Raw genomic sequence first — 26,965 nt, 5'->3', positions numbered from 1 at the left:
TCATGAAAATACAGACTTCAATCCACCCCTCGGCCGTCATCGAGGCCGGCGCGCAGATCGGCGAAGGCGCCTCCATAGGACCTTTCTGCTACGTCGGCGCTGACGCCGTGATCGGTGACCGCGTCGAACTGGTCAGCCATGTCTCGGTGCTGGGCGCGACAACCATTGGCGCCGCGACCAAGGTCTATCCAATGGCGACACTGGGCGGACCGCCGCAGAACACCAAACACAAGGGCGGCCGCACCACTTTGGTCATTGGCCAGAACTGCACGATCCGCGAAGGCGTGACCATGCATCTCGGCACCGATTCCAGCCGCGGCGAGACGACCGTCGGCGACAACGGCAATTTCCTTGCCTATGCCCACATTGCCCATGATTGCGTCGTCGGTAAAAACGCCACCTTCGCCAATGGCGCGACCCTGGGCGGCCATTGCGAGGTTGGTGACAGCGTTTATATTGGCGGCCTCAGCGCCGTTCATCAGTTCGTGCGTGTTGGTGACAACGCCTTTCTCGGCGGCTGCTCGGCTTTTGTCGGCGATGTCATTCCCTACGCCATTGCGGTGGGCAATCGCGCCAGCCTGCGTGGACTCAACATCATCGGCCTGAAGCGCGCCGGGTTGCCGCGCGCCGAAATCTACCTGCTGCGCAAGGCTTACAAGACCATCTTCGACCGCTCCCGCACTGTCGGCGAGAACATCGAATTCGCCAAGGCCGAGTTTGCGTCGTCGCCGACGGCCATGAAAATCATCGATTTCATCACCAGTCGCGGCAAGCGGCATTTTGCCGTCCCGTCGCTTAAGGGTGGCGACGGCGACGATGCCGATGACGAAGGCTGAGGCCACTTCAACGGGCCTCGATCTTGCGCCGGACGCCAGGGTCGGCATCATTGCCGGCGGCGGTAGCTTGCCGGTCGAAGTTGCCGCCGGCCTGGCGGAGGCCGGACATCCGCCCGTCATCATCCTGGTCGAAGGTCAGGCCGACCGTCAGTCCGACCTCACAATCTATGAGCATGAAAGCCTTGCGCTGGAAGACATCGGCTCGCTGGTTGCGTTGCTGAGGCGCCGGCGGATCACCCATCTTGTGCTTGCCGGCGAGATCAGGCGCAGGCCGCGGTTGGTCGACATGCGTCCGAACCTTGGGCTACTGGCACTTATACCCTCGCTCGCCATGGCGCTTGCCCGCGGCGATGACGGGCTGTTGAAGATATTGACCCGCGGCCTGGAGGCACGGGGCGTCAAGGTTGTCGGTGCGCATGAAGTCGTGCCCCGGCTCGTCGCGGCCGAAGGGCCGCTGACCAAAGCAGTGCCGCGAAAGTCCGACTGGCGCGATATCGAGGCGGCACACGCGGCGGCAAAGGCCATCGGCGCGCTCGACATTGGTCAGGCGGCAATTGCCATCGGTGGCCGCACTGTTGCCCTGGAAGGCGTCGAGGGCACCCACGGACTGCTCGAGCGGACGCAGCAGTTGCGCGGCCATGGCAGGCTGGCCGGCAAGACGCGCGGTGTCCTGGTCAAATGCGCCAAGCCTGGGCAGGAATTGCGTGCCGATCTGCCATCTATTGGCCCCCAGACCGTCGAGGCGGCGCATGCCGCTGGGCTCGCCGGCATTGCCGTCGAAGCCGGCCGTTCGCTCATCCTCGAAGGCCCCGCCGTTCTCGCGCGCGCCAATGCGCTCGGCCTGTTCGTGTTCGGCCTGCCGGCTGCGGAGTCTGTCCATGGCAGCTGAGAAGCCGCTGAAGATTGCCATCGTCGCCGGCGAAGAATCCGGCGACCTGCTGGGCGCCGACATCGTGCAGGCGCTGAAGCGCATGACCGGGCGCGAGGTGCAACTCGTCGGCACTGGCGGGCGGCATCTGCAGGCGCTCGGACTGGCGCCGCTGTTCGACGGCGCCGAGATCGCGCTGATGGGGCTCAGCGCGATCCTGCGTGACCTGCCGCGCCTGATGCGGCGGATCAGCCAGACGGCAAGTGCTGTCGCCGCCGAAAAACCCGACTGTCTGATCACCATCGACAGCCCCGATTTCTCGCTGCGCGTCGCCAAAAAGGTCCGCGCCACCGATCCGTCGATCCCGATCGTCCATTATGTCTGCCCGAGCGTCTGGGCGTGGCGGCCGGGTAGGGCGGCCGCGATGAAGCCCTATGTCGACCACATACTGTGCATCCTGCCTTTCGAGGTAAAGGAGCTCAGCCGTCTCGGCGGCCCGCCTGGCACTTACGTCGGACATCGCCTCACGCATGATCCAGGCGTGCAGGGCGCGGCCAGGGCGCAAGCCCAGCCACGCGATCTCTCTGCCGATCACGTCAAGACGCTGCTGGTCCTGCCAGGGTCGCGGCGCGGCGAGGTGAGCCGGCTTATCGGTCCGTTCGGCGAGACGGTGTCGGCGCTGCGCGCGCGTGGCCACCGGCTGCGGCTGTTGCTGCCGACGGTGCCGCATGTCGCCGAACTGGTCAAAACATCGGTGGCGCGCTGGGATCAGGAGCCGGAAGTCATCCTCGATCCCGAGCGCAAGTGGCAGGCCTTCGGCAAGGCCGATGCGGCGCTGATCGCGTCTGGAACGGTGTCACTGGAACTGGCGATGTCGGGTGTCCCGATGATCTCTTGCTACAAGTTCGATCCGATCATGCTGATGGCGCAGAGCCTGATCACGGTGTGGAGCGCTGCTTTGCCCAACCTTATTGCCGACCGGCCGGTCGTGCCGGAAAGCTACAACCAGTATGTGCGGCCGCACTATCTGGCGCGGCAGCTCGAGGCACTGTTCTCAGACACCGCCTACCGCGCCTGGCAAAAGGGTGGCTTTGCCGAGGTTGCCAGACGCATGGCCACGGACAGACCCTCCGGCGACATCGCCGCCGATGTCGTTCTTCGCCACATCGGGAGAGCGAATAGGGCTTAGTGGATAGTGGATAGTGAATAGTGAATAGTGAATAGTGAATAGGATTAACGCGCTCTCACCTATAATCAAGCTGCTACTTACTACCTGCTATTCACTACTTACCATTCACCATTCACCATTCACTCTCTTTCACCTTTTCGCAATTGGCACGTAGTCGCGTTCCGGCGCGCCGGTGTAGAGCTGGCGCGGACGGCCGATCTTCTGGTGGGGATCCTCGATCATTTCCTTCCACTGCGCGATCCAGCCGACGGTGCGCGCGACCGCGAACAGCACGGTGAACATGGTGGTGGGGAAGCCCAGCGCCTTCAGCGTGATGCCGGAATAGAAATCGACGTTCGGATAGAGCTTCTTTTCGATGAAGTAGGAATCGGTCAGCGCGATCTTTTCCAGCTCCATGGCGATGTCGAGCAGCGGATCGTCCTTGATGCCGAGTTCGCCCAGCACTTCATGCGCCGTCTTCTGCATGATTTTCGCACGAGGATCGTAGTTCTTGTAGACGCGATGGCCAAAGCCCATCAGCCGGAACGGATCGTTCTTGTCCTTGGCGCGGGCGATGAATTCCGGGATGTGGTCGACATGGCCGATCTCGCCCAGCATGTTGAGCGCCGCCTCATTGGCGCCGCCATGCGCCGGGCCCCACAGGCAGGCGATGCCGGCGGCGATGCAGGCGAACGGATTGGCGCCCGACGAGCCTGCAAGCCGCACGGTCGAGGTCGAGGCGTTCTGTTCGTGGTCGGCATGCAGAATGAAGATGCGCTCCATGGCGCGCGCCAGCACCGGATTGATCTTGTATTCCTCGCACGGCACCGCAAAGCACATATGCAGGAAGTTGGCGGCGAAGTTCAGCTCGTTCTTCGGGTAAATGAAGGGCTGGCCGATATGGTATTTGTAGGCCATGGCCGCAATCGTCGGCATCTTGGCAATCAGCCGCATCGAGGCGACCATGCGCTGATACGGGTCCGAAATATCGGTGGAGTCGTGATAGAAGGCCGACAGCGCGCCGACCACGCCGCACATCACAGCCATCGGATGCGCGTCGCGGCGGAAGCCGGTGAAGAAGCGCGACATCTGCTCGTGCACCATGGTGTGGCGCGTCACCCGGTAGTCGAAATCGTCCTTCTGTGCCTTGGTCGGCAGTTCGCCGTAGAGCAGGAGGTAGCAGACTTCGAGGAAGTCGCCATGCTCGGCCAGCTGGTCGATGGGATAGCCGCGGTGAAGCAGGATGCCGGCATCGCCGTCGATGAAGGTTATCGCCGACTCGCAGCTCGCCGTCGAAGTGAAGCCGGGATCGTAGGTGAAGGCGCCGGTGGTGTTGTAGAGCGCACCGATGTCGATGACGTCGGGCCCGACCGACCCGCTTCGCACCTTGAATTCATGCGTCTTGCCGGCCAGTTCGAGCGTGGCAGTCGACGGGTGCGTCGTCTTGCTGCCGGTTTCCAGTCTTGTCGCAGCTTCGCTCATTCTCAAACTCCTTCATGTTCCTCATGCCGGCAAGGCAATTCCTGCAAACGACACGTCGAAATCACCGGAATGCGCGAACTCGCCACCGCATTTTGGGAGGTGCGTGCCTGATTGGGCCAAGGCCTAATGTTGCACTGCGAAACCCGCCTTTCAATGCCAATCTTTTTGGGCCAGCTCGCTCCTAATCGATTTGATCCGCAATCCGCGCCAGGCTTTCCTCGCGGCCAAGCACGGCAAGCACGTCGAACACGCCGGGCGAGGTGCTACGGCCGGTAAGGGCCGCCCGGAGCGGTTGGGCCACGGCGCCGAGCTTGTGGCCGCCGGCCGCTGCGAACTCGCGCACCGCGGCTTCAGCCGCGGCAGCCGACCAATCGCCCGAAACAGTCTGCAAAGCGGCATGTGCGCCGCGCAGGATCGCGCGCGCGTCGGCACTGAGCAGTGCTGCCGCCTTCTCGTCGATCGGCAGCGGCCGCTCGACGAACAGGAAGGCCGCGCCATCGGCCAGTTCCACCAGCGTCTTGGCGCGCTCTTTCAGGCCCGGCAAGGCGGCCAGCAGCTGCGCCTTCCTGGCGTCGTCGAGACGGGCGGCGATAGCAGATCCGCCTTCGAGGTATGGCAGAGTGGCGACGAAAATGTCGAACAGCTCGGTATCGGCCATCTTGCGCATATGCGCGCCGTTGATTGACTCGAGCTTGGCGAAGTCGAAACGCGCCGCACCCTTGTTGACATCGCCGATGTCGAACCACGAAATCATGTCCTTGATCGACATGATCTCGTCGTCGCCATGGCTCCAGCCGAGCCGCGCCAGATAGTTGAGCAGTGCCTCGGGCAGATAGCCCATGGCGCGATAAGCCTCGACACCGAGTGCGCCGTGCCGCTTCGACAGCTTGGCGCCGTCGGCGCCGTGGATCAGCGGGATATGCGACATCGACGGGACGTCCCAGCCCATCGCGTTGTAGATCACCGTCTGGCGCGCGGCGTTGGTCAGATGGTCGTCGCCACGGATGATGTGGGTGACGCCCATGTCATGGTCGTCGACGACGACGGCATGCATGTAGGTCGGATTGCCGTCCGAGCGCAGGATGATGAAATCGTCGAGGTCCTTGTTGGGGAAGCGCACCTCGCCCTGCACACGGTCGTGCACCACGGTTTCGCCCTCGGTCGGCGCCTTGATGCGGATGGCGCCCTTGACGCCGGGAGGCGCCTCCGAGGGGGCACGATCGCGCCACGCGCCATTGTAGCGCGGCGGCAAGCCCTTGGCGCGTGCGGCCTCGCGCATCGCCTCGAGCTCGGCAGGGGTCTCGTAGCTGTAATAGGCCTTGCCCAGGCGCACCAGCTCCTCGGCCACCTCACGGTGGCGTGGCGCGCGCTCGAACTGCGATATGGCCTCACCGTCCCAGGAAAGGCCGAGCCAGGTCAGCCCATCCAGAATGGCCTGTGTCGCCGCCTCGTTGAAGCGTTCGCGGTCGGTGTCCTCGATGCGCAGCACCATCGTGCCGCCGGTGTGCTTGGCGTACAGCCAGTTGAACAGTGCGGTGCGCGCGCCGCCTATATGCAGATAGCCGGTGGGCGAGGGGGCAAAACGGGTGACGACCGTGTCGGACATGGAACTCTCGGGAACCTTGGAAAGCGGGGCGTGATCGCGCGGGCTTTCGCGCTTTGCGCGTTCATGTAGCATAGGAGGTCTGGGGCGCAAGGGGCAGACCCGATGGCTGGATGAGGCCGGGGCACGTCGCCAATTATCGGTTGCGTCAACGGGCGCCGGAGCCTTGTAGCACAAAATCTGTTCGCACCTCCGCGCAACCTCGTTTGGCAGCAGCGTCAATGTCTGGGTTTCATTCGGCTGCAGCGTCCGTCACAGTGCCTGGAACATCGCTGCGACGGTGGTAGCCTCCTCTGACGAGCGGACATTTCTTCACGGAGGCGGCACTGCCCGACTACAAAGCCGCCGTGACAGCGTTGGCTTGGTCACGCATATTGACCTTTCTGCAATCATTATCGTGAACACCGCAACTGTGTGCAGTCCGGTCTCGCCACTAAGGAAGCATGATTGAAAGAAGGACTACCGATGACCAGAAACGCCGACCATACGGAGGGTGATCCGTTCTACCATGGCACCCGGGCGGATTTGAAACCCGGGGATCTGCTGAGCGTCGGCCACCCTTCCAATTTCAGAGGTAAACCACTGTCATGGATCTATTTCACCCAGACACTGGAAGCCGCCATCTGGGGAGCAGAGCTTGCAACGGGTGACGGTCGTCAAAGGATTTACATCGTAAAGCCGACGGGGTTTTTCATGGATGACCCTAACCTGACCGATAAAAAATTTCCCGGTAATCCGACGAAATCCTACCGCTCCCGTGATCCGTTACTCATCCTGGGGGAGCTCGCTGAATGGCAGGGTCATACACCCGAACAATTGAAGGCAATGCACGATGGGCTTGCTCGCCTGAGGGCGGAGGGCCGGGATATGATTGAGGATTGAGCGTCCTTGGCGAGTGATGGTCAATTCCGGCGCGGTGGACGCGATCACGCGGACTTTCGCGCTTTGCGCGTTCATGTAGCATAGGGGTCTGGGGCGCAAGGGGCAGACCCGATGGCTGGACGTGGCCGGGGCACGAAGGAAGGCGAAGGCGCCGAGGCAAGCGTCAGCGAACGCTCGCTGTTTGCCGATAGTCCCTATGCCGAGCCGCTGCCCCTCGCGCTCCCTGAGCCGCATCCCGGCGTCGCGCCTGCGCTGCCCGGTCACGCGTTGCCGGCGCAAGTCACAGCGCCCGGATCTATCGCCCGTCTGCGCAGACGGCTTCGCCGTCCGTCATGGCCCGCGCTCCGCCGCAGCCTTGCCGTGGCCGCCAACACGGAGCTCGACCGGGGCGTCGCCTTCCTGCTGGTGCCGGTTTTCCTGGCGGCCGGCGTCATCATTTATTTCTCGCTGGCCGGCGAGCCGGGCTTTGCGCAGCCAATCGCCATTGTGGTGCTGGCGACATGTTGCGCTGTCGCCACGCGATCGCGGCCGAGGACGCATCTGTTCTGCATGGCCGCGATGCTGTGCGCGCTCGGCGTCGTCGCCGCCAAAGTCGAGACCTGGCGCGCCGGAACGCAGATGCTCGGCTCCGAGATTCAGACACGGCTGACCGGCCGCGTCGTCAGTCTCGAACAGATGGAAAGCGGCCGCATCAGGCTGACGCTCGACGTGGTTTCGACCGCTTACCCCGAGCTGCGTTACGCCCCGGAGCGGGTCAGGCTCTCGGCGCGGACCGTTCCCGCCGATATGACCGCCGGCTCCCTGATCACCGGCTATGCCAGGCTGTTGCCGCCGACCGGTCCGGTGCGGCCGGAGAGCTACGATTTCTCCTTCGACAGCTATTTCACCGGTATCGGCGGCAGCGGCTTCTTTCTCGGCAATCCGAAAACCATTGCTACGCAGGGACCGCCGCCGCTGACCGCGCGGCTCTCCTCGGCAATCGAGAACGCGCGCGAAAACATTGCCGACCATATCAGGGGCAAGATCGGCGGCGCCGAAGGCGAGATTGCCGCGGCGTTGATTGTCGGGGTGCGCGCCGGCATCCCGGACGAGGTCAACGAAGCGATGCGGCGCACCGGCATCTACCACATCATCTCCATCTCCGGCCTGCACATGGCGCTGGTTGCCGGCACCATCATGGCGTTGCTGCGTGGCGCCTTTGCGCTGTTTCCCGATTTCTCTTCGCGCCGCCCAGTCAAGAAATATGCAGCAGTGGCAGCACTCGTCTCCATCGCCGCCTATCTCGTCATTTCAGGCATCGTGGTCGCCGCCGAGCGCAGTTTCATCATGCTAGCGGTCATGCTGGTCGCGGTACTCTTCGATCGTGCCGCGCTCACCATGCGCAATCTGGCGATCTCCGCCATTGCCGTCATCCTGGTGTCGCCGCACGAGGTGGTCGGTCCCAGCTTCCAGATGTCGTTTGCCGCCACAGCCGCCCTTGTCGGCGCCTATGCCGGCTGGGCCGATTACCGCGCCGACAAGGTGAGAACGCCGCTGGCAAAGCGCTCCTTCGTCGGCTTCCTGTCGCGAAAATTCGCGCTGGCCATGGGCGGCCTCGCCATGACCTCGATCATCGCCGGCAGTGCAACCTTGCTGTTCGCCATCTGGCATTTTCAGCGTGTGTCGCCGCTCAGCCTGATCGCCAATCTGGCCGTGATGCCGATTGTTTCGTTGATCGTCATGCCCTTTGCCGTGCTCAGCGCACTGGCGATGCCGTTCGGCGCCGACGGGCCGTTCCTCTATGTGATGGGCAAGGGTCTGATGGCGATGATCGCTATATCGGCCTGGATTTCCGAGCGCTCGCCGGTCGACGCCGTCGGGCTGATCTCCATCCGCTCGGTGCTGTTGGTGGCAGTCGCCCTCGTCATCGCCACCATGGCCACCACCTGGCTCAGGCTGGCGGCCGTGCCTTTCGCGCTGGCCGGCCTGTTGACGGTGCCGCAGGTGCTTACGCCCGACGTGCTCATATCCGAGGACGCACATTTGGTGGCCATGCCGATCGGTGGCGGCGAACTCGCCCTCAACCGCGAACGCTCCAACGAATTCACCACGGACAATTGGAAACGGGCGCTGCGGGCCGAAACCATTGTCCCGCCCGAGATTTTCGAGGCAACAGATACGCGGTTCGATCTCGATCCGCTCGATCTGCCGCCCGGCTCGCCCTTCTATTGCACCGGCGATCTCTGTATCGCTCGACACCCTTCCGGAGCCATTGTAGCTCTTGCGAAAGACCGCAAGACGGCGCGGCCGGCCTGTGCCTTCGCGAGCCTGATCGTCATCGATGACGCCACCGCCTACAATCCGTGCCGCGACCCGCTGGTCCTGGTCGTGACGAAGAAACAGCTGGCCCGCGACGGCAGCGCCGCCGTCTTCTTCGATCCGCAATCGGCAGCGGCAGCGCCAACCATCCGGTTCGCCGTCGACAAGCCGTATCGCCCCTGGCAGGAGCAACGCCGCTTCTCCCGCGACGCGCGCGGCCTGCCGCCTTACAACCAGCGTGAAAAGTACAAACCCAAGCCGGCTCAGTAGCGCCGGATCAATCCGACAAGCTTGCCCTGCACCTTCACCCTGTCCGGTCCAAAAATGCGGGTCTCGTAGGCCGGGTTGGCGGCTTCCAGGGCGATCGAGGCGCCCTTGCGGCGGAAGCGTTTCAGGGTCGCTTCCTCATCGTCGACCAACGCCACCACGATCTCGCCGGGGCTGGCTGTGTCGGCATTGCGGATGATGACCGTGTCGCCATCGAAAATGCCGGCCTCGATCATCGAATCGCCCTTGACCTCGAGCGCGTAGTGTTCACCGCCCATGATCATGTCGGGCGGCACCGAGATCGAATGGGTCTGATGCTGGATGGCGTCGATCGGCACGCCGGCGGCGATGCGTCCCATCACCGGGATTGAAATCGAGGAAACGGCATCGTCATTGCCGGCAGACATCGAACGCGACGGCGAGCCCGGCCTGATCTGGCGGCCGAGACCGCCTTGGCCCATCCCGCCTTGTCCCTGGCCGCCTTGCCCTTGGCCGGCTTGACCAAGACTGCCCTGAATGACGCTCGGCGAAAACTTCCTCGCCGCGTTGAGGCCTGGTGCGATCGAGTCGGGTAGCCGCAGCACTTCCAGCGCGCGCGCCCGGTTCGGCAGCCGGCGAATGAAACCGCGCTCCTCAAGCGCTGTGATCAGTCGGTGGATGCCGGACTTGGAGGCGAGGTCGAGCGCTTCCTTCATCTCGTCGAAGGACGGCGGGATTCCGCTCTCCTTCAGGCGTTCATGGATGAACATCAGAAGCTCATGTTGTTTGCGCGTCAGCATCGCGGCCCCCAAGGGTTCTGAAACCAGAATCAGAAAAAACAAACCCAGAACAAACACTATCTGTTCCAGTTGTGTTCCGCAACCTTTTAAAGTTTAATGAATGTGTTGACGTTTTGTTCAGCGTAACGTTCGGCGCTGCGAGCGCCGCCTGCGCCCAGTTGCCAGCAACGGGGTGAAACGAAGACAAGTGGCCTGCGTCGTCGGCTACGATCGCCGCTTCCTTTTCGGACGGGGCTGCGCAGCATCCGCGCCGGGTTCGCTCTGGGCATAGACCCGCAGCGTGTAGCCGATGTGAGCGGTCATCAGAGTTTTCGCACGTTCGACGTCGCGATCGAGGGCCGCTTCCATCAGGGCGGTATGGTGTTCGATCGCCACGGCGTCGCGCAGGGCCGCCACGGCCTTCCGGTGCCCATCCGTGCGGCCGGCGGCGGCGCGCAGCGTCGGGGCCAAACCCAGAAAGCGGTGATGGCGATGCAATTGGTCGGAAATCGTTGCATTGAAGCGCAGCAGCCAGCTGGATGTCGCGGCACTGAGCAGCGCCGCATGGAAGGCCTCGTGTTTTTCGTACCACGCGTCGACCGCATCATCCGATGGATCGTCGAGAACAGACCCGCACCGTGAGAGACGATAGTGGGCGGCAACGACCGCGTCTTCCCACTCGCGGTCGCCCTTCTCGACCGATTCCACCAGCAGGGGCAGTTCGACCACCAGCCGCGCACGCGCCAAATCCTCGAGCTCCGCCCGAGAGACGGGAGCGACCGCAAACCCGCGGTTGCTGATGGCGGTCACAAGCCGTTCCGCCTCCAGCCGCGACAGCGCCTCGCGCAACGGCGTCCAGCCGATGCCGTAGGTGTTGCGCAGCGTGCTCAGCTTCAACGGCGCGGCAGGCGCCAGCCGGGTCGCAAGAATATCGCGCCTGAGCAGGCGATAGGCCACTTCCGTCTTCGAGGTCTGCTCGTCATCCAGCATCGTGATCCATCAGACATAAACGCTCGGCTGAGTATTATATATCAAAGCCTTTCAATGGGTGAATTATATATAATGTTTGACAGCTCAAGGGCGACCACTCAAGATCGCCGGCATGTTTGGGCGGGCAGGCTCCGCCGCGCGCGTTTGTCCATGGAGGGGCGCCGGATCATGATGACACCCGATCTCGCTGCAATCGAAGCAATGGATGCCGCCGATCCGCTGCGCTCCATGCGTGGACGCTTTGTCTTACCGCAAGGCGTGATTTATCTCGACGGCAATTCGCTGGGTGCCGCGTCACCAGCCGTCTTCAGCGAATTGCAACAGGCCGCCACGCAGGAATGGGCGCACGACCTCATTCGCGCCTGGAACACGGCTGGCTGGTTCAACATGCCGGTGGAACTGGGAGATCAGCTCGGACGACTGATCGGCGCGGCTGACGGGCAGACGGTGGTCTGCGACACAACCTCGATCAACATCTACAAGCTGCTGCACGCCGCGCTCGGCATGCGGCCGAATCGGTCGGTCATCGTTGCCGAGGGCGACAGTTTCCCGACCGACCTCTACATGGCCGAAGGCGTCGCCTCGACCCGGCCGGGAACGCGGCTGCGGCTGGAGGGCGTCGACGCGGCCGCAATCGAGGACCTGATCGACGACAGCGTTGCCGTCATCCTGGTCAACCACGTCAACTACAAATCCGGCCAGTTGCGCGACATGGCGGCGCTGACGCGCAAGGCACATGACGCCGGCGCGCTGATCATCTGGGATCTCTGCCACACCGCCGGCGCCTTGCCGGTCGAACTCGACCGTGCCAATGCCGATTTCGCTGTCGGCTGCACCTACAAATACCTCAATGGCGGCCCGGGCTCGCCGGCCTTCATCTACGCGGCCGAGCGCCACCATGGTGATATCAGCCAGCCGCTCAGCGGCTGGTGGGGCCATGCGCGGCCGTTTGCCTTCGAGCAGGGCTTTGCCGTCGGCAGCGGCATTCGCCGCTTCCTGTGCGGAACGCAGCCGGTGCTGTCGATGCGGGCGCTCAAGGGCGCGCTCGATATCTGGAACGACGTCGATATGGCGGCGGTGCGCAGAAAAAGCATCGCGCTGACCGACCTGTTTATCCAGCTCGTCGAAGCCAGATGCGGCGCCTACGGGCTTGAACTGGAAAGTCCTCGCGACGGCAGCCAGCGCGGCAGCCAGGTGTCGTTCCTCCATCCGCATGGCTATCAGGTGATGCGCGCGCTGATCGAGCGCGGCGTGATCGGCGATTTCCGGGCGCCGTCGACCATCCGTTTCGGCTTCACGCCGCTCTATGTCGGATATGGCGATGTCTGGCAGGCGGTCGAAGTCCTGGAGGATATTCTGCGCACCGGCGCCTGGCAGGACGCCCGCTTCGCGGTGAAGACCGCGGTCACCTGAGGAACTAGAGCAATTTCAGGAAAAGTGTGAAGCGGTTTTCCGTCCGCAATTGCGTCAAATCAAAGAGCTAGAGCATTTCGCCGTTTACGTTAAACGGTGAAATGCTCTAGAGCCGGGTGCGGACCGTCCAGAGCTCCGGAAACAGCACAACCTCCAGCATCTTCTTCAGATAGGAGGCGCCTGAGGTGCCGCCCGTGCCGCGCTTCAAGCCGATGATGCGCTCGACCGTGGTGACGTGGTTGAAGCGCCAGCGGCGGAAGTAATCCTCGAAGTCGACCAGCTTCTCGGCCAGTTCGTAGAGCATCCAGTAGCGCTGCGGGTCGCGGTAGACGGTTTGCCAGGCAGCCAGCACGTCTTCGTTCTCGACGCGCGTCTCGCGCCAGTCCGTGCGCCCGGCATCGGCGCCGATGTCGAAGCCATTGCGCGCCAAAAGCAGAAGCGCCTCGTCGTACAGCGACGGCGTGGCCAGGATCGCTTCCAGCCTGTCCGTAAGATCGGGCCGGTGCTTGTGCGGCCCGAGCATGGCTAGGTTGCGGTTGCCGGCCATGAACTCGATAGCGCGGTACTGCCACGACTGGAAGCCCGAGGATTGGCCGAGCGCGTCGCGAAACTCGGTGTATTCGCTTGGCGTCATCGTGCGCAGCACGTCCCAGGCATTGTTGAGCTGCTCGAAGATGCGCGCGACGCGAGACAGCATCTTGAAGCTCGGTTCGAGGCGGTCGGCGCGGATAGAGCGGATCGCGGCGCCGATCTCGTGCAAAGCGAGCTTCATCCACAATTCCGATGTCTGATGCTGGATGATGAACAGCATCTCGTCATGGGCCGAAGACAGCGGCGCCTGCGCATCGAGCACCTTGTCCAGCTGCAGATAGTCGCTGTAGGACATCCGCTCCTTGAACGACATCTGCGCGCCATCGGACGCCGGATCGTGCGGCTTAATCAATTGCTCTTCTCCGCGCGCAACCGGAAGCGCTGGATCTTGCCGGTCTGGGTTTTGGGCAAGGCGTCGATGAACTTCACCGAACGCGGATATTTGTAGGGCGCGATCGTTGCCTTGACGTGGTCCTGCAGGCGTTTGACGGTCAATGCGTCCGGCGAAACACCTTGCACAAGCACGATATGCGCCTCGACGATCTGGCCGCGTTCACCGTCCTCGGCGCCGGTCACCGCGCATTCGGCGACGTCGGGATGCGAGAGCAGCGCCGCTTCGACCTCGGGGCCGGCGATGTTGTAGCCGGCGCTGACGATCATGTCGTCGGAACGCGCGGCGAAGTGGAAGAAGCCATCCTCGTCCTGCGTGAACGTATCGCCGGTGAGATTCCAGCCATCGCGGACATAGTCCTTTTGCCTGGCATCGGCCATGTAGCGGCAGCCGGTCGGGCCGCGCACCGCCAGCCGGCCAGTAGAGCCGCGCGGCAGCTCCCGCATCTCGTCATCGACGATGCGTGCCTGATAGCCGTCGACGGGTTTGCCGGTGGAGGCCGGCTTCATGTCCTCGAAGCGGTTGGAGATAAAGATATGCAGCATCTCGGTGGCGCCGATTCCATCCAGGATCGGCTTGCCGGTCTTCTCAGTCCATTCCTCGAAGACAGGCGCCGGCAGCGTCTCGCCCGCCGAAACCGCGACGCGCAGCGAGGACAAGTCAGCGCCTTGATCCATGGCCTTGAGCATGGCCCGATAGGCGGTTGGAGCGGTGAAGGAAATGGTCGCTTTGTAGGTCTCGATGATGTGGATCATGTTGGGTGGCGTCGCCTGTTCCAGCAGCGTCGCCGCGGCGCCGAAGCGCAGCGGGAAGATGGCGAGCCCGCCAAGACCGAAGGTAAAGGCAAGGGGCGGGGAGCCGACGAAGATGTCGTCGGGCGTCACCTCCAGGATTTCGCGGGCATAGGCGTCGGCGATGATCAGCAGGTCGCGGTGGAAATGCATCGTCGCCTTCGGCACGCCGGTGGTGCCGGAGGTGAAGCCGAGCAGGGCGACATCGTCGCGGCCGGTGTTGACGGCAGTGAAGGTGACCGGCTTGTCGAGGGCGGCGCGGTCGAGTTCCGCGTCATGGTTGGCCGTGCCGTCGAAGCCAATGACCTGCTTGAGATACGCACTGCCCTTGGCGCAGGCGGTCATCTCGTCCATCAGCCTTGTATCGCAAAGCGCAACCGTGATTTCCGCCTTGTCGACGATCTTGGCGAGTTCGCCGGCGCGCAGCATCGGCATGGTGTTGACGACCACCGCGCCAACCTTGGTGGCGGCCAGCCAGCAGGCGACCATGGCCGGGTTGTTGGCCGAGCGGATCAGCACCCGGTTGCCCGGCTTGACGCCATAATTCTCGACCAGGGCATGGGCGAGCCTGTTGGTCCAGTCGGACAGTTCCTTGTAGGTGCGGCGGCGGCCATTGCCGATCAGCGCGGTGTGGTCGCCGAACCCTTTTTCGACCAGCCTGTCGGTCAATTCGACGCCGGCATTTATGTGGTCGGGATAGTCGAAGCCGTCGAGCAAAAACTCCGGCCATTGCTCCGGCGGCGGCAGGTTGTCACGCGTGAATGTGTCGATATGCGCTGATGGCCCAAGCATTTTCGGCTGCCCCTGTCTGCCTCGCGCCCATGGCTGAACAAGGCGCAGGATCGCACCAGTCGAAATTTGTTTCAAGCCTAAAATGTTTTTAGGTCGCAGCATTGACGCCGCCCTGTTCGGCGGCCATTCCTGTCGACTGAACTGAAGCCATCCGGGAGGGATGCAGATGCTCGAACATCGTGTTGCCGATTGGGACAATGCCTACGCCAACGGCGACAACATTGCCGGCAGCAATCGCTGGCCGGCCGCATGGGACACACCGGCACAGGCTTTTCGCGACACAATGTCGGCGTCCGGTCGGGCCAAGCTCGACATCGCCTATGGCGACAGCCCGCGCAACAGGCTCGATCTGTTCCTTCCCGATGTCATGCCCAAAGGGCTCGTCGTCTTCATCCATGGCGGTTACTGGAAGGCGTTCGACAACAAGCCATGGTCGCATCTGGCCAACGGCGCGGTTGCCAATGGCTTTGCCGTGGCAATGCCGACTTACACGCTTTGTCCCGACATACGCATTTCCGGCATCGTCAGGGAAATCGCGGCGGCGATCGGCAAGGCGGCGACGATGGTCGGCGGGCCGGTGATCCTGACCGGGCATTCCGCCGGCGGCCATCTCGCCTCCAGGATGGTGACGACAACGACGCCTCTGGCCGCCGATGTGGCCGGCCGCATACGCAATGTCGTCTCGATCTCCGGGGTTCATGATCTGCGGCCGATCATGCGGACGGGGATGAACGCGACACTGGCCATCGATGAAGCGGAAGCACTGGCCGAAAGCCCGGTTCTGCTGCGCCCCATGCAGGGCGCGCGCATCACCTGCTGGGCCGGCGGCGGCGAGCGGGCGGAGTTCCTGCGCCAGAATGCGCTGCTTGCCAACATCTGGATCGGCCTCGGCGCCACGACCAGCACAGTGGTCGAGCCGGACCGGCATCATTTCAGCATCGTCGACGGGCTTGCCGATCCGACACATCCGCTGACGCGGACATTGCTGGCGGAGTAACAACCAGTCTTATCTCTTGGAATTAACGGCTTGGATCCGCGACCTTCAGCGCAACATCAGAACGCTGCAAGCAGCGCCTGCTTCTGCCGCCGGAGCGAAGGGCTCGCGCACGATCAGGCCGGTGGCGTCGGCCAGCATTCTCAGCATCGAGGAATCCTGGATGCCGAACGGCGTCGCCACCAATGCGCCGGCTTCTTCCCGGACCACGGCGCGCACATAGTCTTGCCTTAGATCATTGGCCGGCATCGCGGCGCCAAGCTGAGCCTGGCGGATGTCCTGCCGGTGGGGACGGCCGCCGAGCTGCGCCAATAACGGCTTCAGGAACAATTGCGAGCAGACCAGGCTCGCCACCGGATTGCCGGGCAGGCCGATGCACCTGATATCGCCCAGCCGCCCGAACATCAGCGGCTTGCCCGGGCGCATGGCGAGCTTCCAGAAGTCGAGGTTCATGCCTTCGCCGGTCAGCACGTCATGGACGAGATCATGGTCGCCGACCGAGGCGCCGCCGAGCGTGACGATGACGTCGGCTTTCGCATCGACCGCCTTTTTCACCAGCGCCGCGATCGCTTCCTTGCGATCGGCCGCTATACCGAGATCGAGCGCGCGAGCGCCGACCGACTGCGCCACAGCAGCGACGCCATAGGCGTTGGACGAGATGATCTGGTCGGGGCCAGGTTCGCTACCCGGTGGCAGCAATTCGTCGCCGGTGGCGATGATGGCGACCAGCGGCCGTTGCACCACGTTCAACCGGGGATGATTGGCCGACGCCGCCAGCGACAATGCAGCCGGATCGAGCACGCGGCCTTTCTCCAGCAGCACGTCGCCTTGGGCAAAATCCAGTCCAAGGCGGCGGATGTTACGGTTCTTCGCCGTCGGTTCGGTGACCTCGATCCGGCCACCGCCGAGATCGCGGACATTCTCCTGGATGACGATGGTGTCTGCGCCTTCCGGCAGCGGCGCGCCGGTGAAGATGCGCACAGCTTCCGCCTTACCTACAGCGCCGTCAAAGCCTCGCCCTGCAGGCGCCTTGCCGATCACCGAAAGCCTCGCCGGGAGGGTCGCCACATCCCGCGCCCGTGCGGCATAGCCGTCCATGGCAGATGCATTGAAAGGCGGCTGGGTACGCAGCGCCACGACCGGCTCCGCCAGCACCCGGCCGGCCGAATCCGCCAGCGCGACGCTTTCACCGGGCAACGCCACAGCGCCGTCGAGTAGGCGTTGAAGCGCCTCGGCGACCGGAACCAGCGCCATTTACGAACCCGCCTTGTAGTCGCCGGACTTGCCGCCGGTCTTTTCCACCAGCTTTATACCGGAAATCACCATGGCGCGGTCGACCGCCTTGGCCATGTCGTAAATGGTCAGGCACGCGACAGATGCCGCGGTCAGCGCCTCCATCTCGACCCCGGTCTTGCCGGTGACGCGGGCGAGCGCGGTGACCCTGAGGCCGGGCAGCGTGGTGTCCGGTTCGATGTCGACCGACACCTTGGTCAAAAGCAGCGGATGGCAGAGTGGGATCAGCTCATGCGTTTTCTTGGCAGCCATGATGCCGGCAATGCGCGCGGTACCCAGCACATCGCCCTTCTTGGCGTCGCCGTCGAGGATCATCTTCAGGGTTTCGGCCCGCATCGAGACAAAGCCCTCGGCGACCGCCGTGCGCGTCGTCTCCGCCTTCTCGCCGACATCGACCATGTTGGCCTCGTCCTTGGCGCCGAGATGGGTGAGGGCGGCTGCCATCCTCAGATGGCCTCTGCTTTCGCCTTGCCTGTCAAAAGCAGCCGCGTTGCCGCAGCGACATCCTCTTGCCGCATCAGGCTCTCGCCGACGAGGAAGGTGCTGATGCCGGTCTTTTGCATCCTGAAGCAATCGTCGTGGGTGAAAATTCCGCTCTCGCTGACCAGCAATCGGCCGCCCGGCACCATCGATGCCAGCCGTTCCGAGGTCTCGAGGCTGGTCTCGAATGTTCTGAGATTGCGGTTGTTGATGCCGATCAGCTGCGACGAGAGTTTTACCGCGCGCTGCGTCTCGGCCTCGTCATGCACCTCGATCAGCGCGTCCATGCCGAGTTCGAACGCGGTCGCTTCCAATTCGCTCGCCAAGGCATCATCGACGCTGGCCATGATGATCAGGATGGCATCGGCGCCCCATGCGCGAGCCTCGTAGACCTGGTAAGGGTCGAACAGGAAATCCTTGCGCAGCGCGGGCAGGGACACTGCCTTCCGTGCATTGGTGAGAAATTCCGGCGCGCCCTGGAAGGATGGCGCATCGGTCAGCACCGAAAGACAGGCGGCACCGCCTTTCTCATAGGCCTGCGCCAGTGCGGGCGGGTCGAAATCGGCACGGATCAAGCCTTTGGATGGGCTTGCCTTTTTGATCTCGGCGATCAGGCCGAAGCTGCCCGATCTGCGCTTCGCCTCAAGCGCCCTCCGAAAGCCACGCGGTGCGTCGGCATCCTTGGCTCGCGCCTTGATCTCGGCCAACGGTATCCGCGCCTTCGCCGCCGCGATCTCGTCGCGCTTGTAGGCCTCGATCTTGCGCAGAATGTCAGCCACGGCTCATCCGTTCGAAATCTCGACCAGCCTGTCGAGCACGCCCAGCGCCCGGCCGCTGTCGATGGCCTGTGTGGCCGCGGCCATGCCGTCGGCAAGCGTCGTCGCCTTGCCGGCCACCACCATGCCGGCGCCGGCGTTCATCAGCACCGTATCGCGATAGGCCCCGGCAGCACCTCTCAGCATGTCGCGCAACGCCGTGGCATTGTAGGCGGCGTCGCCGCCGCGCAACTCGTCCTTGGTGTGGCGCTGCAGGCCGACGGCTTCCGGGGTGAGCGTGAAATGGCGGATCTCGCCGCCGGCCAGTTCCGCCACCTGCGTTTCGCCGGTGGTGGTGATTTCGTCATAGCCATCCCCATGGACCACCCAGGCATGCTCGGTGCCCAACGCCTTCAATGTCTCGGCCACCGGCACGATCCATTCCGGCAGGAACACGCCGACCATCTGCCTGCTGACGCCAGCCGGATTGGACAGCGGTCCGAGCAGGTTGAAGATGGTACGCGTGCCGAGCTCGACGCGGGTCGGGCCGACATGCTTCATCGCAGGGTGGTGCGCCGGCGCGAACATGAAGCCGACGCCGGCCTCCTGGATGCAGCGGCCGATCACCTCTGGCAGGATATCGATCTTGACGCCGAGCGCGACCAGCACATCGGCAGCGCCCGTCAGCGACGACAGGCCGCGATTGCCGTGCTTGGCGACCGGCACGCCGCAGCCGGCAATGACGAAGGCCGAAGCGGTCGAGATGTTGACTGAATGCGAATTGTCGCCGCCCGTGCCGACAATGTCGATGGCGCCCTCAGGAGCTTCGACGCGCAGCATCTTGGCACGCATGGTGGCGACGGCGCCGGAAATCTCGCTCACGGTCTCCCCGCGCACGCGCAACGCCATCAGGAAGCCGCCGATCTGGCCCGGCGTCGCGTCGCCAGACATGATGATGTCGAAAGCTTCGCGCGCTTCCTCGAAGGTAAGCCCGGTTCCCGTGGCGACCTTGGCGATATGGGTCTTCAGGGCGCTCATTGGGCCAAGACGTTCATTGGGCTAAGGCCATTCATTGGGCGAGGGCTTGGGAAACGGCGGCCTGGTCGACGCTGACGGCGTACTGCGTCTGCAACTGCGCCACCAGCTGGTCGAGCAGATCGTCGGACATGCCTTGCGTGAAGGATTTTTGCGCATCGTCGGGTACCGAGCTGGCGTCGGCTCCGGCCGGCTCGAACACTTCGGCGACCTTGAACAGGATCTGGCCGTCGCCGATGGGCGAGGGGATCAGCCCGGTGCCGCCTTCGCCGACCCCGAACATCGCAGCAGCACCCTCCTTGCCGAAATCGACATCGTCGGCCTCGCGCTTCACGCCGCGCTTGGTCTGCTTTTCAAGCTTCAGTTCGCCGGCGATGACGTCGAGTGTGGTGCCAGCCTGGAGGCGCTTGTCGAGTTCGTCTGCTTTCGCGGTCAGCCGCTTGGTCGTTTCCTCTGTCGTCCAGTCCGCCACCACGCGCTGGCGGACTTCGTCCAGCGTGCGGTCGCGAGCCGGCGTGATCGATGTCAGTTCATAGAACACGAAGCCGTTGTTAGGCGTGGTCAGGGCTTGATTCTCGGTGTTGGGCTCGGCCTCGAACACCGCCTTGATCAGGTCCGGCGATGCCGGCAGGTCCTTGATGATGGTGCCGTCCGGCTTGAGGCCGGTGCGGTCTATGGCCTCGACGGTGACGTCCTTGAGCTTCAGTTTGGCGGCGGCTTCGGCCAGCGTGCTGCCGGCGGCGCGGGTGTCTTCGTAGTTGTCGTGCACGTCGAGCAGGATGCGGCTTGCTTCGCCGAGCGCCAGATCCTTTCGGATCTGGTCTGACACTTCCGCCAGCGGCTTCACCGTTTCCGGTTTGATCTCGGTGACGCGCAAAAGCACCGGACCGAACGCGCCCTGGACGACCGGGCTGACTTCGTTGACGGCAAGCGCGAATGCGGCATCGGCGACCGCCTTGTCGGTGATCTTATCCTTGGAGAGCGTGCCGAGCAGCGTGTCGGCCGGGGTCTTGCCCTGCGCGGTGACGATCTTGTCGAAAGTGGCGCCCGTCTTCAGCGAATCGGATGCCGCCTTGGCGGCGTCCGCGGAAGGGAACACCAGCTGTTCGATGGTGCGCATTTCCGGCGTGGTGTAGCGGCCCTTGTTCTTGTTGTAGTCGTCGCTGACCTGCTGGTCCGTTACGGCGCTGACATCCATGATGTCTTCGGGCTCGAGCCGGACATAGGAGAATTTGCGGTATTCTGGCGCCGCGTAGGTTTTCTTGTTGGCCTCGAAATAAGCCTGAAGCACGCTGTCGGATGGCGCCTCGATGGGCTCCACCAACGCCTTTGGCAAGATCAGATAGTCGATGGTGCGGTCTTCGCCCCGATAGAGCGCAACTGCCTTGAAGAAGGTGTCCGGAGCCTTGAGGCCGTCCGAAACCGCTTCGACGATCTGCTGGCGCACCGCCACCTGAGCCCGGTTCTTCAGATAATCCTCCGGCCGCATTCCCAGTTCGCGCAGCCGGGATTCGAACAGCCGGCGGTCGAACTGGCCATTCGGGCCTTGGAAGGCGGGTTCCTGCCGCGTCAGTTCGGCCAGCCTGTCCTTGGAGAAGCCAAGCCCGAGCTTGCGCGCCTGTTCGTCAAGGACGGCGCCGGACACCAACTGAGCCAGCACCTGGTTGTCGATGCCATAGGCCTTGGCCTGGTCGCGGCTGATGCGCTGGCCGATCTGCTGCTGCAGCATGGCGATCTGGCGATCGTAGGCGAGGCGGTACTCGGTGATCGACACGGTGGTGCTGCCGGCGGTGATCACCGCATGATGGCCAGCCAGGAAGCCGCCCGTCATCCGCGTGGTGACGCCCCAGGCAAGGAAACTCAACACCAGCAGCGACAGCAGGGCTTTCGCGACCCAGGTCCCTGCCGCGCTTCTCAATATACCAAGCATTGTTACTTCCGATTTTTGCGCAGTTTTGCGTGCGCCCGAGTCTGAAACAAGCGCAATAGCGCCCTTCCGGCTCACTGTCGATTGCTTTGTGGCCTGATTTTGATAGGGAGGGCGAGACCCCAATGTCGCCCGGAGAACCAGATCCCCATGACGCCAGGAATTCGACCGCTCGTTGCCGGCAACTGGAAAATGAACGGCACCAGCGCTTCGCTGAACGAGCTCAGGATGATCGGCAACGGCTTCATGAGCGGGCTCGACGCAGAGACCGAAGCATTGGTCTGCGTGCCGGCGACCTTACTGTCGCGCGCCGTCGAAATCCTGTCGCGCACGCCGGTGCGGGCCGGTGGCGAGGACTGCCACATCAAGGAAAGCGGCGCCTTCACCGGCTGCGTCTCAGCCGAGATGCTGAAGGATGCGGGCGCCAGCCACGTCATTGTCGGCCATTCCGAGTGCCGCGAACAGCGCAGCGAGGACGATGCCATCGTCCTCGCCAAGGCCTCGGCGGCGTGGCGGGCAGGGCTCGTCGCCATCATCTGCATCGGCGAGACCAAGGCCGAGCGCGAAGCGGGCACAGCACTCGACGTGTTATCGCGCCAGGTCGCCGGCTCGGTGCCACCGAGCGCAACGCCCGCCAACACCGTTATCGCCTACGAGCCGGTATGGGCTATCGGCACCGGCCTGACGCCGACCGCCGAAGACGTGGCGGAGGCGCACGCGCATATCCGCCAAAAACTGGCGGAAGCGCTCGGCGCAGCCGTGGCCGGCAAGATGCGCATCCTCTATGGCGGCTCGGTCAAGGCGTCCAACGCTGTCGAACTGCTAGGCGTCAAAAACGTCGATGGCGCGCTGGTTGGCGGCGCCAGCCTGAAGGCGTCCGACTTTCTCGCCATCGCCGAGGCATACCAGAATATCTCGTAGGCCCCGGAATTTCGTTGCCGACCAGTTCGGTCATAGACTTATGAACGCAGCAGTTCGGCGGAAATCGTTGCAAAGGGCGCATTGCTTCCCATATTCCGGCCACGGGCTTGGAAATGCCGTTAAAGCATTGTATGGAGCCGCCTCCAAATCACCGGCCCTGATCGCCAGGGAGCGGCAGGGCTTGCCAGGATAAAATATGGAAACCGTACTGATCGTCATCCACCTCATGGTCGTGCTCGCCCTTGTCGGCGTGGTGCTGCTGCAACGCTCCGAAGGCGGTGGTCTCGGCATTGGCGGCGGTTCCGGTTTCATGACCGCGCGTGGCGCCGCCAATGCGCTGACGCGGGCGACGGCGATCCTGGCCGCGGCCTTCTTCGTGACGTCGCTGACACTCTCGATCGTTGCCCGCTATGGCGAAAAACCGATCGACATTCTCGACCGCGTGCCGGCCGACAGCGGCAACGGCGTGCTCAATCAGTTGCCCGGCACGACGGCGCCGACGCCGCCTTCGGGCAACACCGCACCGGCCGCGCCCGCGGCCAACGGCGCCGCCACCACGCCGCCCGCCACCACGGCCCCGGCGACGGCTCCATCTCCGGCGACGCCACCTGCAACCGATTCGGCTACGCCGCCGGCTACCAATGGCGTTACCTTGCCGGTGACACCGCAGGTTCCGAACCAGTAGTCGGTAGCGTCAGATGCCGCGATCTGTTGTTGTTTCAACACAGTCGCGGCAAATGGCACACGATCACGAAGATTCGACCGCACCCCGTGCTTGAGGCCCGTACGCCACTTCGATTATAGATTGCCGGCGGCACTTTCTGCGCCCTTGGGGGGCGCCGGGCGACGCCGTGGGCAACAAGCATTGAACGATCGGATCTTCGCCATGCAGCTTCGCAGCTTCATTTTCATGGGGTTTTGTGCCGTATTCGGCATGAGCTCCGCGGTCTTCGCCGGCACTCCGGCAATGACCTCACCGCAGGCGGTTGGCAAAACCGCTGTCATCAACGTCGCCGCCAAGAGCGATGCGACGCAGCTGAAGCTTCTCAAGAAGAAGAAAAACCCGAGCCCGGATGATCTGGCTCAGATCAGCAAGCTCGAAGACAAGATCGCCGCCGACAGGGATCTCGCCCGCGTCAAGGCGCTCGAGGCCCGCAAGCTGGCGATGCGCGATGCGGCGAAAGCCAGGGCCGATGCCCAGCGCCAGGCGTTCCTGGCAAGCAAGGGCAAGCCGGTCGTGGTTGCCGACGCCAAGCCAGGCAAGAAGACCACCAAGATCATCGCTCCGGTTGACCCGATCGCGCCGATCGAGCCGATCGAATCGGCTGAACCGCTTCCGGCCGAAGCGATGAATATCGCGCTGACCGGCAACAATGGCGAATTGCGCAGCGAGGCCCCGGGCCAGAAGCCGACGAGTGGCGGACTGTTCGCCGGCCTGTTCGGCGGCACGTCCTCTGCCTCGTCGATTGCCTATCTCCCCGAAACACGCGCGCTCGACCAGGCTCTCGCCAAGCGGCAAGCCAAGAAACAGTTCAAGGTGAAGCCGGAATTCGTGCCGCAGGACGTCGAATTCAGCGGCTATGAGCCGGGTACGATCGTCATCGATACCAGCGCGCGCCGCCTCTACCTCGTCGAATCGGCTTTCACCGCCCGCCGCTATGCGATCGCGGTCGGCCGCGAAGGCCTGCAGTTCAAGGGCAAGGTTGCCGTTGGCGACAAGCAGGAATGGCCGCGCTGGATCCCGACGCTCGACATGCAGAAGCGCGAACCCAAGCATTATGGCCAGTACAAGGACGGCATGCCCGGCGGCGGCCAGAACCCGCTCGGCGCCCGCGCCATCTATCTCTACGACGGCAAGAAGGACACGCATCTGCGCATCCACGGCACCATCGCGCCGCAGTCGATCGGAACCAGCGCCTCCAATGGCTGCTTCCGCATGATCAACGAGCACGTCATGGACCTCTACAGCCGCGTCAGGGTCGGCACCAAGGTCGTCATCATCTGACGCTTTCACAAACCTGCCGAAAGGGGCCGGCTTTTGCCGGCCCTTTTGTTTTGACCAAAACACCGGTCTCGAACCTCGGGACTATCGCGCCTTCTCTGGAAAAAGCCTCAGCGGCGGTTTTTTCTCTGGCGGAATCAATTCGGCCGCGTTAAGCGATGACTCCCATGGCGCGATATGTATTCATCACAGGCGGCGTGGTTTCCTCACTTGGAAAAGGCATCGCTGCAGCGGCCCTTGGGGCTCTCTTGCAGGCGCGAGGCTATCGCGCACGCATCAAAAAGCTCGATCCCTATCTCAATGTCGATCCCGGAACGATGTCGCCTTACCAGCATGGCGAGGTTTTCGTCACCGATGACGGCGCCGAGACCGATCTCGATCTTGGCCATTACGAGCGCTTCACCGGCCGCTCGGCCAACCAGCAAGACAACATCACCACCGGCCGCATCTACAAGAACATCATCGAGCGCGAACGGCGCGGCGACTATCTCGGCGCCACCGTGCAGGTCATTCCGCATGTCACCGATGAGATCAAGAATTTCGTGCTCGACGGCAATGACGACTATGATTTCGTGCTGTGCGAGATCGGCGGTACGGTTGGCGATATCGAGGCGATGCCGTTTCTCGAGGCGATCCGCCAGCTCGGCAACGATCTGCCGCGCAACAACGCCGTCTATGTCCACCTGACCTTGATGCCTTACATCCCCACGGCCGGCGAGTTGAAGACCAAGCCGACCCAGCATTCGGTCAAGGAACTGCGCGGCATCGGCATCGCGCCCGATATCCTGCTGGTCCGCGCCGACCGCGCCATCCCCAAGGAAGAGCGCAGAAAACTGTCGCTGTTCTGCAATGTGCGCGAAAGTGCCGTCATCCAGGCGCTCGACGTGCCCCACATCTATGACGTGCCGATGGCTTACCACAAGGAAGGGCTCGATTCGGAAGTGCTGGCCGCCTTCGGTATCGATCCGGCGCCGAAGCCGCGCATGGAGCCTTGGCAGGCGGTGTCCAACCGCATCCACAATCCGGAGGGCGAGGTGACGATTGCCATTGTCGGCAAATACACCGGCCTCAAGGATGCCTACAAATCGCTGATCGAGGCTTTGTCGCATGGCGGCATGGCCAACCGCGTCAAGGTCAAGCTCGACTGGATCGAGAGCGAGATTTTCGAGAAGGAAGACCCCACGCCGTGGCTGGAAAAGGTGCATGGCATCCTGGTGCCTGGCGGCTTCGGCGAGCGCGGCTCGGAAGGCAAGATCCTGGCGGCGAAATTCGCCCGCGAGCGCAAGGTGCCGTATTTCGGCATCTGCTTCGGCATGCAGATGGCCTGCATCGAGGCAGCGCGCTCGCTGGCCGGCGTCGAACACGCCTCGTCGACCGAATTCGGTCCGACCGACGAGCCGGTCGTCGGCCTGATGACCGAATGGCTGAAAGGCAACATGCTGGAGAAGCGCCGCGAAACGGGCGATCTCGGCGGCACCATGCGGCTTGGCGCCTATCAGGCTGAACTCGCCGAGGGTTCGAAGATCGCCGACATCTATGGCGACACCCAGATTTCCGAGCGCCATCGCCACCGCTACGAGGTCAATATCGACTACAAGGAGCGGCTGGAAGATTGCGGCCTGGTGTTTGCCGGCATGTCGCCCGACGGCGTGCTGCCGGAAACGGTCGAATACCCCGACCATCCCTGGTTCATCGGCGTCCAGTACCATCCGGAGCTGAAGAGCCGGCCGCTGGAGCCGCATCCCCTGTTCGCCAGCTTCATCTCGGCCGCGGTGGACCAGTCGCGACTGGTCTAGGGCCACGGTGAGGTTTCGCAGCTGATGCAGACCTATGTTGCGCTGCTCTACAGCATTATCCTCGGCGAAGGCCGCCGGGTCGTCATGGCCGACCTCAAGGCGATGGCTGAACAGCTTGGGCTGAAGAACCCGCGCACCCTGGTGGCGACCGGCAATCTGGTCTTCGAGACACGGGCGACTGGCATCGCCAAGCTGGAACAGCGGTTGGAAACGGCCTTCGAAAAAACCTTCGGCCGCAATGTCGTCATCATCGTGCGCACTGCCGAGGATTGGCTGAAACTTGCCGCCGGCAACCCATTCCCGGCCGACTCTGCCGAGGCAGGCGATCAGGTGGCCGTGCGGGTGATGCGCGAGCCAGCGCCAGCGGATGGTGTGGCCGCGCTCCAGGCCTATGCCGCCGAGGACGAGAAGGTGGCTTCGGTCGACGGTGACATCTGGGTCGTCTTTTCGCGCCAGCGACCAAGCTCGCGGCTGCTCGCTGCCATGAACCACAAGCGCATGGGCATCGGCACCGCACGCAACTGGAACACGGTGCGGAGGTTGGCTGAGATGGTGGAGTAGGGAGTAGGGAGTAGGGAGTAGGGAGTAGGGAGTAGGGGTATATTATTCCCTACTGACTACTGACTACTGAC

23 protein-coding genes are annotated in these 26,965 nt (G+C 63.5%); 12 read left to right on the top strand and 11 right to left on the bottom strand.

The features are described 5' to 3' along the window. Positions 1-2: 2 nt before the first annotated feature. From lpxA to lpxB, 3 genes are read left to right on the top strand one after another with little or no spacing between them, the layout of a single operon-like run. A complete protein-coding gene (gene lpxA, locus ACYG9R_RS26395; RefSeq protein ID WP_023734357.1) occupies positions 3-836 on the top strand; it encodes an acyl-ACP--UDP-N-acetylglucosamine O-acyltransferase in 834 nt (277 codons plus the stop codon). After that, on the top strand, positions 823-1,725 hold the full coding sequence (locus ACYG9R_RS26390) for an LpxI family protein (RefSeq protein ID WP_023824869.1): 903 nt from the start codon (positions 823-825) through the stop codon (positions 1,723-1,725). The genes lpxA and ACYG9R_RS26390 overlap by 14 nt, the downstream gene beginning before the upstream one ends. Continuing rightward, complete coding sequence (lpxB, locus tag ACYG9R_RS26385; protein ID WP_023824870.1) at positions 1,715-2,893, top strand: lipid-A-disaccharide synthase; 1,179 nt, start codon at positions 1,715-1,717, stop codon at positions 2,891-2,893. The genes ACYG9R_RS26390 and lpxB overlap by 11 nt, the downstream gene beginning before the upstream one ends. 129 nt (positions 2,894-3,022) lie before the next feature. On the opposite strand, the gene gltA is transcribed toward lpxB, so the two are convergent. After that, entirely contained in the window at positions 3,023-4,354 is a 1,332-nt protein-coding gene (gene gltA / locus ACYG9R_RS26380; RefSeq protein WP_023671037.1) for a citrate synthase, read from the bottom strand. A gap of 181 nt (positions 4,355-4,535) precedes the next feature. After that, positions 4,536-5,960, bottom strand: coding sequence for a glutamate--tRNA ligase (gene gltX / locus ACYG9R_RS26375; protein WP_023696561.1), 1,425 nt, complete (start codon positions 5,958-5,960; stop codon positions 4,536-4,538). A gap of 462 nt (positions 5,961-6,422) precedes the next feature. Between gltX and arr the strand changes: the two genes are divergently transcribed. Both arr and ACYG9R_RS26365 read left to right on the top strand, forming a co-directional pair. After that, a complete protein-coding gene (arr, locus tag ACYG9R_RS26370; RefSeq protein ID WP_023696562.1) occupies positions 6,423-6,839 on the top strand; it encodes an NAD(+)--rifampin ADP-ribosyltransferase in 417 nt (138 codons plus the stop codon). A 111-nt stretch (positions 6,840-6,950) separates the two neighbouring features. Then, positions 6,951-9,407, top strand: a complete 2,457-nt coding sequence (locus ACYG9R_RS26365) for a ComEC/Rec2 family competence protein (RefSeq protein ID WP_023824871.1) — start codon at positions 6,951-6,953, stop codon at positions 9,405-9,407. On the opposite strand, the gene lexA is transcribed toward ACYG9R_RS26365, so the two are convergent. Together lexA and ACYG9R_RS26355 are read right to left on the bottom strand one after the other, a co-directional pair. Continuing rightward, entirely contained in the window at positions 9,401-10,183 is a 783-nt protein-coding gene (gene lexA / locus ACYG9R_RS26360) for a transcriptional repressor LexA (protein ID WP_023712350.1), read from the bottom strand. The two genes, ACYG9R_RS26365 and lexA, sit on opposite strands and share 7 nt — an antisense overlap. 204 nt (positions 10,184-10,387) lie before the next feature. Next, positions 10,388-11,152 (bottom strand): GntR family transcriptional regulator, encoded by a 765-nt coding sequence (locus tag ACYG9R_RS26355; protein ID WP_023824872.1) that lies wholly within the window; start codon positions 11,150-11,152, stop codon positions 10,388-10,390. A 168-nt stretch (positions 11,153-11,320) separates the two neighbouring features. Between ACYG9R_RS26355 and kynU the strand changes: the two genes are divergently transcribed. Further along, positions 11,321-12,565, top strand: coding sequence for a kynureninase (gene kynU, locus ACYG9R_RS26350; protein ID WP_023824873.1), 1,245 nt, complete (start codon positions 11,321-11,323; stop codon positions 12,563-12,565). Between the two features lie 106 nt (positions 12,566-12,671). On the opposite strand, the gene kynA is transcribed toward kynU, so the two are convergent. Then, positions 12,672-13,508 carry a tryptophan 2,3-dioxygenase gene (gene kynA, locus ACYG9R_RS26345; protein WP_023748414.1) on the bottom strand — a complete coding sequence of 279 codons (837 nt, stop codon included), beginning with the start codon at positions 13,506-13,508 and terminating at the stop codon, positions 12,672-12,674. Further along, a complete protein-coding gene (locus ACYG9R_RS26340; protein ID WP_023824874.1) occupies positions 13,505-15,130 on the bottom strand; it encodes an AMP-binding protein in 1,626 nt (541 codons plus the stop codon). Before ACYG9R_RS26340 ends, kynA begins: the two co-directional genes overlap by 4 nt. Positions 15,131-15,296: 166 nt before the next feature. Here ACYG9R_RS26340 and ACYG9R_RS26335 point away from each other — a divergent pair, with 166 nt between their 5' ends. Further along, on the top strand, positions 15,297-16,127 hold the full coding sequence (locus ACYG9R_RS26335) for an alpha/beta hydrolase (RefSeq protein ID WP_023693453.1): 831 nt from the start codon (positions 15,297-15,299) through the stop codon (positions 16,125-16,127). A 45-nt stretch (positions 16,128-16,172) separates the two neighbouring features. Here ACYG9R_RS26335 and ACYG9R_RS26330 read toward each other — a convergent pair whose 3' ends face one another. From ACYG9R_RS26330 to ACYG9R_RS26310, 5 genes are read right to left on the bottom strand one after another with little or no spacing between them, the layout of a single operon-like run. Next, positions 16,173-17,378 carry a molybdopterin molybdotransferase MoeA gene (locus ACYG9R_RS26330; RefSeq protein ID WP_023693454.1) on the bottom strand — a complete coding sequence of 402 codons (1,206 nt, stop codon included), beginning with the start codon at positions 17,376-17,378 and terminating at the stop codon, positions 16,173-16,175. Next, complete coding sequence (gene moaC / locus ACYG9R_RS26325; protein WP_023824875.1) at positions 17,379-17,861, bottom strand: cyclic pyranopterin monophosphate synthase MoaC; 483 nt, start codon at positions 17,859-17,861, stop codon at positions 17,379-17,381. 2 nt (positions 17,862-17,863) lie between these two features. Next, positions 17,864-18,676 (bottom strand): indole-3-glycerol phosphate synthase TrpC, encoded by an 813-nt coding sequence (gene trpC / locus ACYG9R_RS26320; RefSeq protein ID WP_023684711.1) that lies wholly within the window; start codon positions 18,674-18,676, stop codon positions 17,864-17,866. Positions 18,677-18,679: 3 nt separating this feature from the next. Further along, positions 18,680-19,690 carry an anthranilate phosphoribosyltransferase gene (gene trpD, locus ACYG9R_RS26315; protein WP_023684712.1) on the bottom strand — a complete coding sequence of 337 codons (1,011 nt, stop codon included), beginning with the start codon at positions 19,688-19,690 and terminating at the stop codon, positions 18,680-18,682. A gap of 31 nt (positions 19,691-19,721) precedes the next feature. Continuing rightward, positions 19,722-21,617 (bottom strand): peptidylprolyl isomerase, encoded by a 1,896-nt coding sequence (locus tag ACYG9R_RS26310; RefSeq protein ID WP_023824876.1) that lies wholly within the window; start codon positions 21,615-21,617, stop codon positions 19,722-19,724. A gap of 147 nt (positions 21,618-21,764) precedes the next feature. On the opposite strand from ACYG9R_RS26310, the gene tpiA reads away from it, so the two are divergent. The 5 genes from tpiA to ACYG9R_RS26285 all read left to right on the top strand — a co-directional run bounded on the left by tpiA (position 21,765) and on the right by ACYG9R_RS26285 (position 26,894). Continuing rightward, positions 21,765-22,535, top strand: coding sequence for a triose-phosphate isomerase (gene tpiA, locus ACYG9R_RS26305; RefSeq protein ID WP_023688559.1), 771 nt, complete (start codon positions 21,765-21,767; stop codon positions 22,533-22,535). Positions 22,536-22,731: 196 nt separating this feature from the next. Next, positions 22,732-23,220, top strand: a complete 489-nt coding sequence (gene secG, locus ACYG9R_RS26300; RefSeq protein ID WP_023693455.1) for a preprotein translocase subunit SecG — start codon at positions 22,732-22,734, stop codon at positions 23,218-23,220. A 201-nt stretch (positions 23,221-23,421) separates the two neighbouring features. Further along, positions 23,422-24,540, top strand: coding sequence for a L,D-transpeptidase (locus ACYG9R_RS26295; protein WP_023693456.1), 1,119 nt, complete (start codon positions 23,422-23,424; stop codon positions 24,538-24,540). Positions 24,541-24,695: 155 nt separating this feature from the next. Then, entirely contained in the window at positions 24,696-26,333 is a 1,638-nt protein-coding gene (locus ACYG9R_RS26290) for a CTP synthase (protein WP_081726938.1), read from the top strand. Positions 26,334-26,357: 24 nt separating this feature from the next. Continuing rightward, the gene (locus tag ACYG9R_RS26285; RefSeq protein WP_031199802.1) at positions 26,358-26,894 is read left to right on the top strand and encodes a DUF1697 domain-containing protein; all 537 of its coding nucleotides are present in this window, start codon (positions 26,358-26,360) and stop codon (positions 26,892-26,894) included. Positions 26,895-26,965 lie beyond the last annotated feature (71 nt).

This window comes from Mesorhizobium sp. RSR565B, assembly GCF_054719465.1.
This window is presented reverse-complemented; position numbering and strand designations above follow the sequence as displayed.

Coding starts and splice junctions, on each gene's coding strand:
- gltA (WP_023671037.1), bottom strand. CDS start 4,354: ATGAGCGAAGCTGCGACAAGACTGGAAACCGGCAGCAAGACGACGCAC.
- arr (WP_023696562.1), top strand. CDS start 6,423: ATGACCAGAAACGCCGACCATACGGAGGGTGATCCGTTCTACCATGGC.
- moaC (WP_023824875.1), bottom strand. CDS start 17,861: ATGGCAGCCGCCCTCACCCATCTCGGCGCCAAGGACGAGGCCAACATG.
- trpD (WP_023684712.1), bottom strand. CDS start 19,690: ATGAGCGCCCTGAAGACCCATATCGCCAAGGTCGCCACGGGAACCGGG.
- lpxB (WP_023824870.1), top strand. CDS start 1,715: ATGGCAGCTGAGAAGCCGCTGAAGATTGCCATCGTCGCCGGCGAAGAA.
- ACYG9R_RS26365 (WP_023824871.1), top strand. CDS start 6,951: ATGGCTGGACGTGGCCGGGGCACGAAGGAAGGCGAAGGCGCCGAGGCA.
- ACYG9R_RS26340 (WP_023824874.1), bottom strand. CDS start 15,130: ATGCTTGGGCCATCAGCGCATATCGACACATTCACGCGTGACAACCTG.
- lpxA (WP_023734357.1), top strand. CDS start 3: ATGAAAATACAGACTTCAATCCACCCCTCGGCCGTCATCGAGGCCGGC.
- ACYG9R_RS26335 (WP_023693453.1), top strand. CDS start 15,297: ATGCTCGAACATCGTGTTGCCGATTGGGACAATGCCTACGCCAACGGC.
- ACYG9R_RS26390 (WP_023824869.1), top strand. CDS start 823: ATGACGAAGGCTGAGGCCACTTCAACGGGCCTCGATCTTGCGCCGGAC.
- ACYG9R_RS26285 (WP_031199802.1), top strand. CDS start 26,358: ATGCAGACCTATGTTGCGCTGCTCTACAGCATTATCCTCGGCGAAGGC.
- ACYG9R_RS26310 (WP_023824876.1), bottom strand. CDS start 21,617: ATGCTTGGTATATTGAGAAGCGCGGCAGGGACCTGGGTCGCGAAAGCC.
- gltX (WP_023696561.1), bottom strand. CDS start 5,960: ATGTCCGACACGGTCGTCACCCGTTTTGCCCCCTCGCCCACCGGCTAT.
- ACYG9R_RS26295 (WP_023693456.1), top strand. CDS start 23,422: ATGCAGCTTCGCAGCTTCATTTTCATGGGGTTTTGTGCCGTATTCGGC.
- secG (WP_023693455.1), top strand. CDS start 22,732: ATGGAAACCGTACTGATCGTCATCCACCTCATGGTCGTGCTCGCCCTT.
- ACYG9R_RS26330 (WP_023693454.1), bottom strand. CDS start 17,378: ATGGCGCTGGTTCCGGTCGCCGAGGCGCTTCAACGCCTACTCGACGGC.
- ACYG9R_RS26290 (WP_081726938.1), top strand. CDS start 24,696: ATGACTCCCATGGCGCGATATGTATTCATCACAGGCGGCGTGGTTTCC.
- tpiA (WP_023688559.1), top strand. CDS start 21,765: ATGACGCCAGGAATTCGACCGCTCGTTGCCGGCAACTGGAAAATGAAC.
- lexA (WP_023712350.1), bottom strand. CDS start 10,183: ATGCTGACGCGCAAACAACATGAGCTTCTGATGTTCATCCATGAACGC.
- kynU (WP_023824873.1), top strand. CDS start 11,321: ATGATGACACCCGATCTCGCTGCAATCGAAGCAATGGATGCCGCCGAT.
- ACYG9R_RS26355 (WP_023824872.1), bottom strand. CDS start 11,152: ATGCTGGATGACGAGCAGACCTCGAAGACGGAAGTGGCCTATCGCCTG.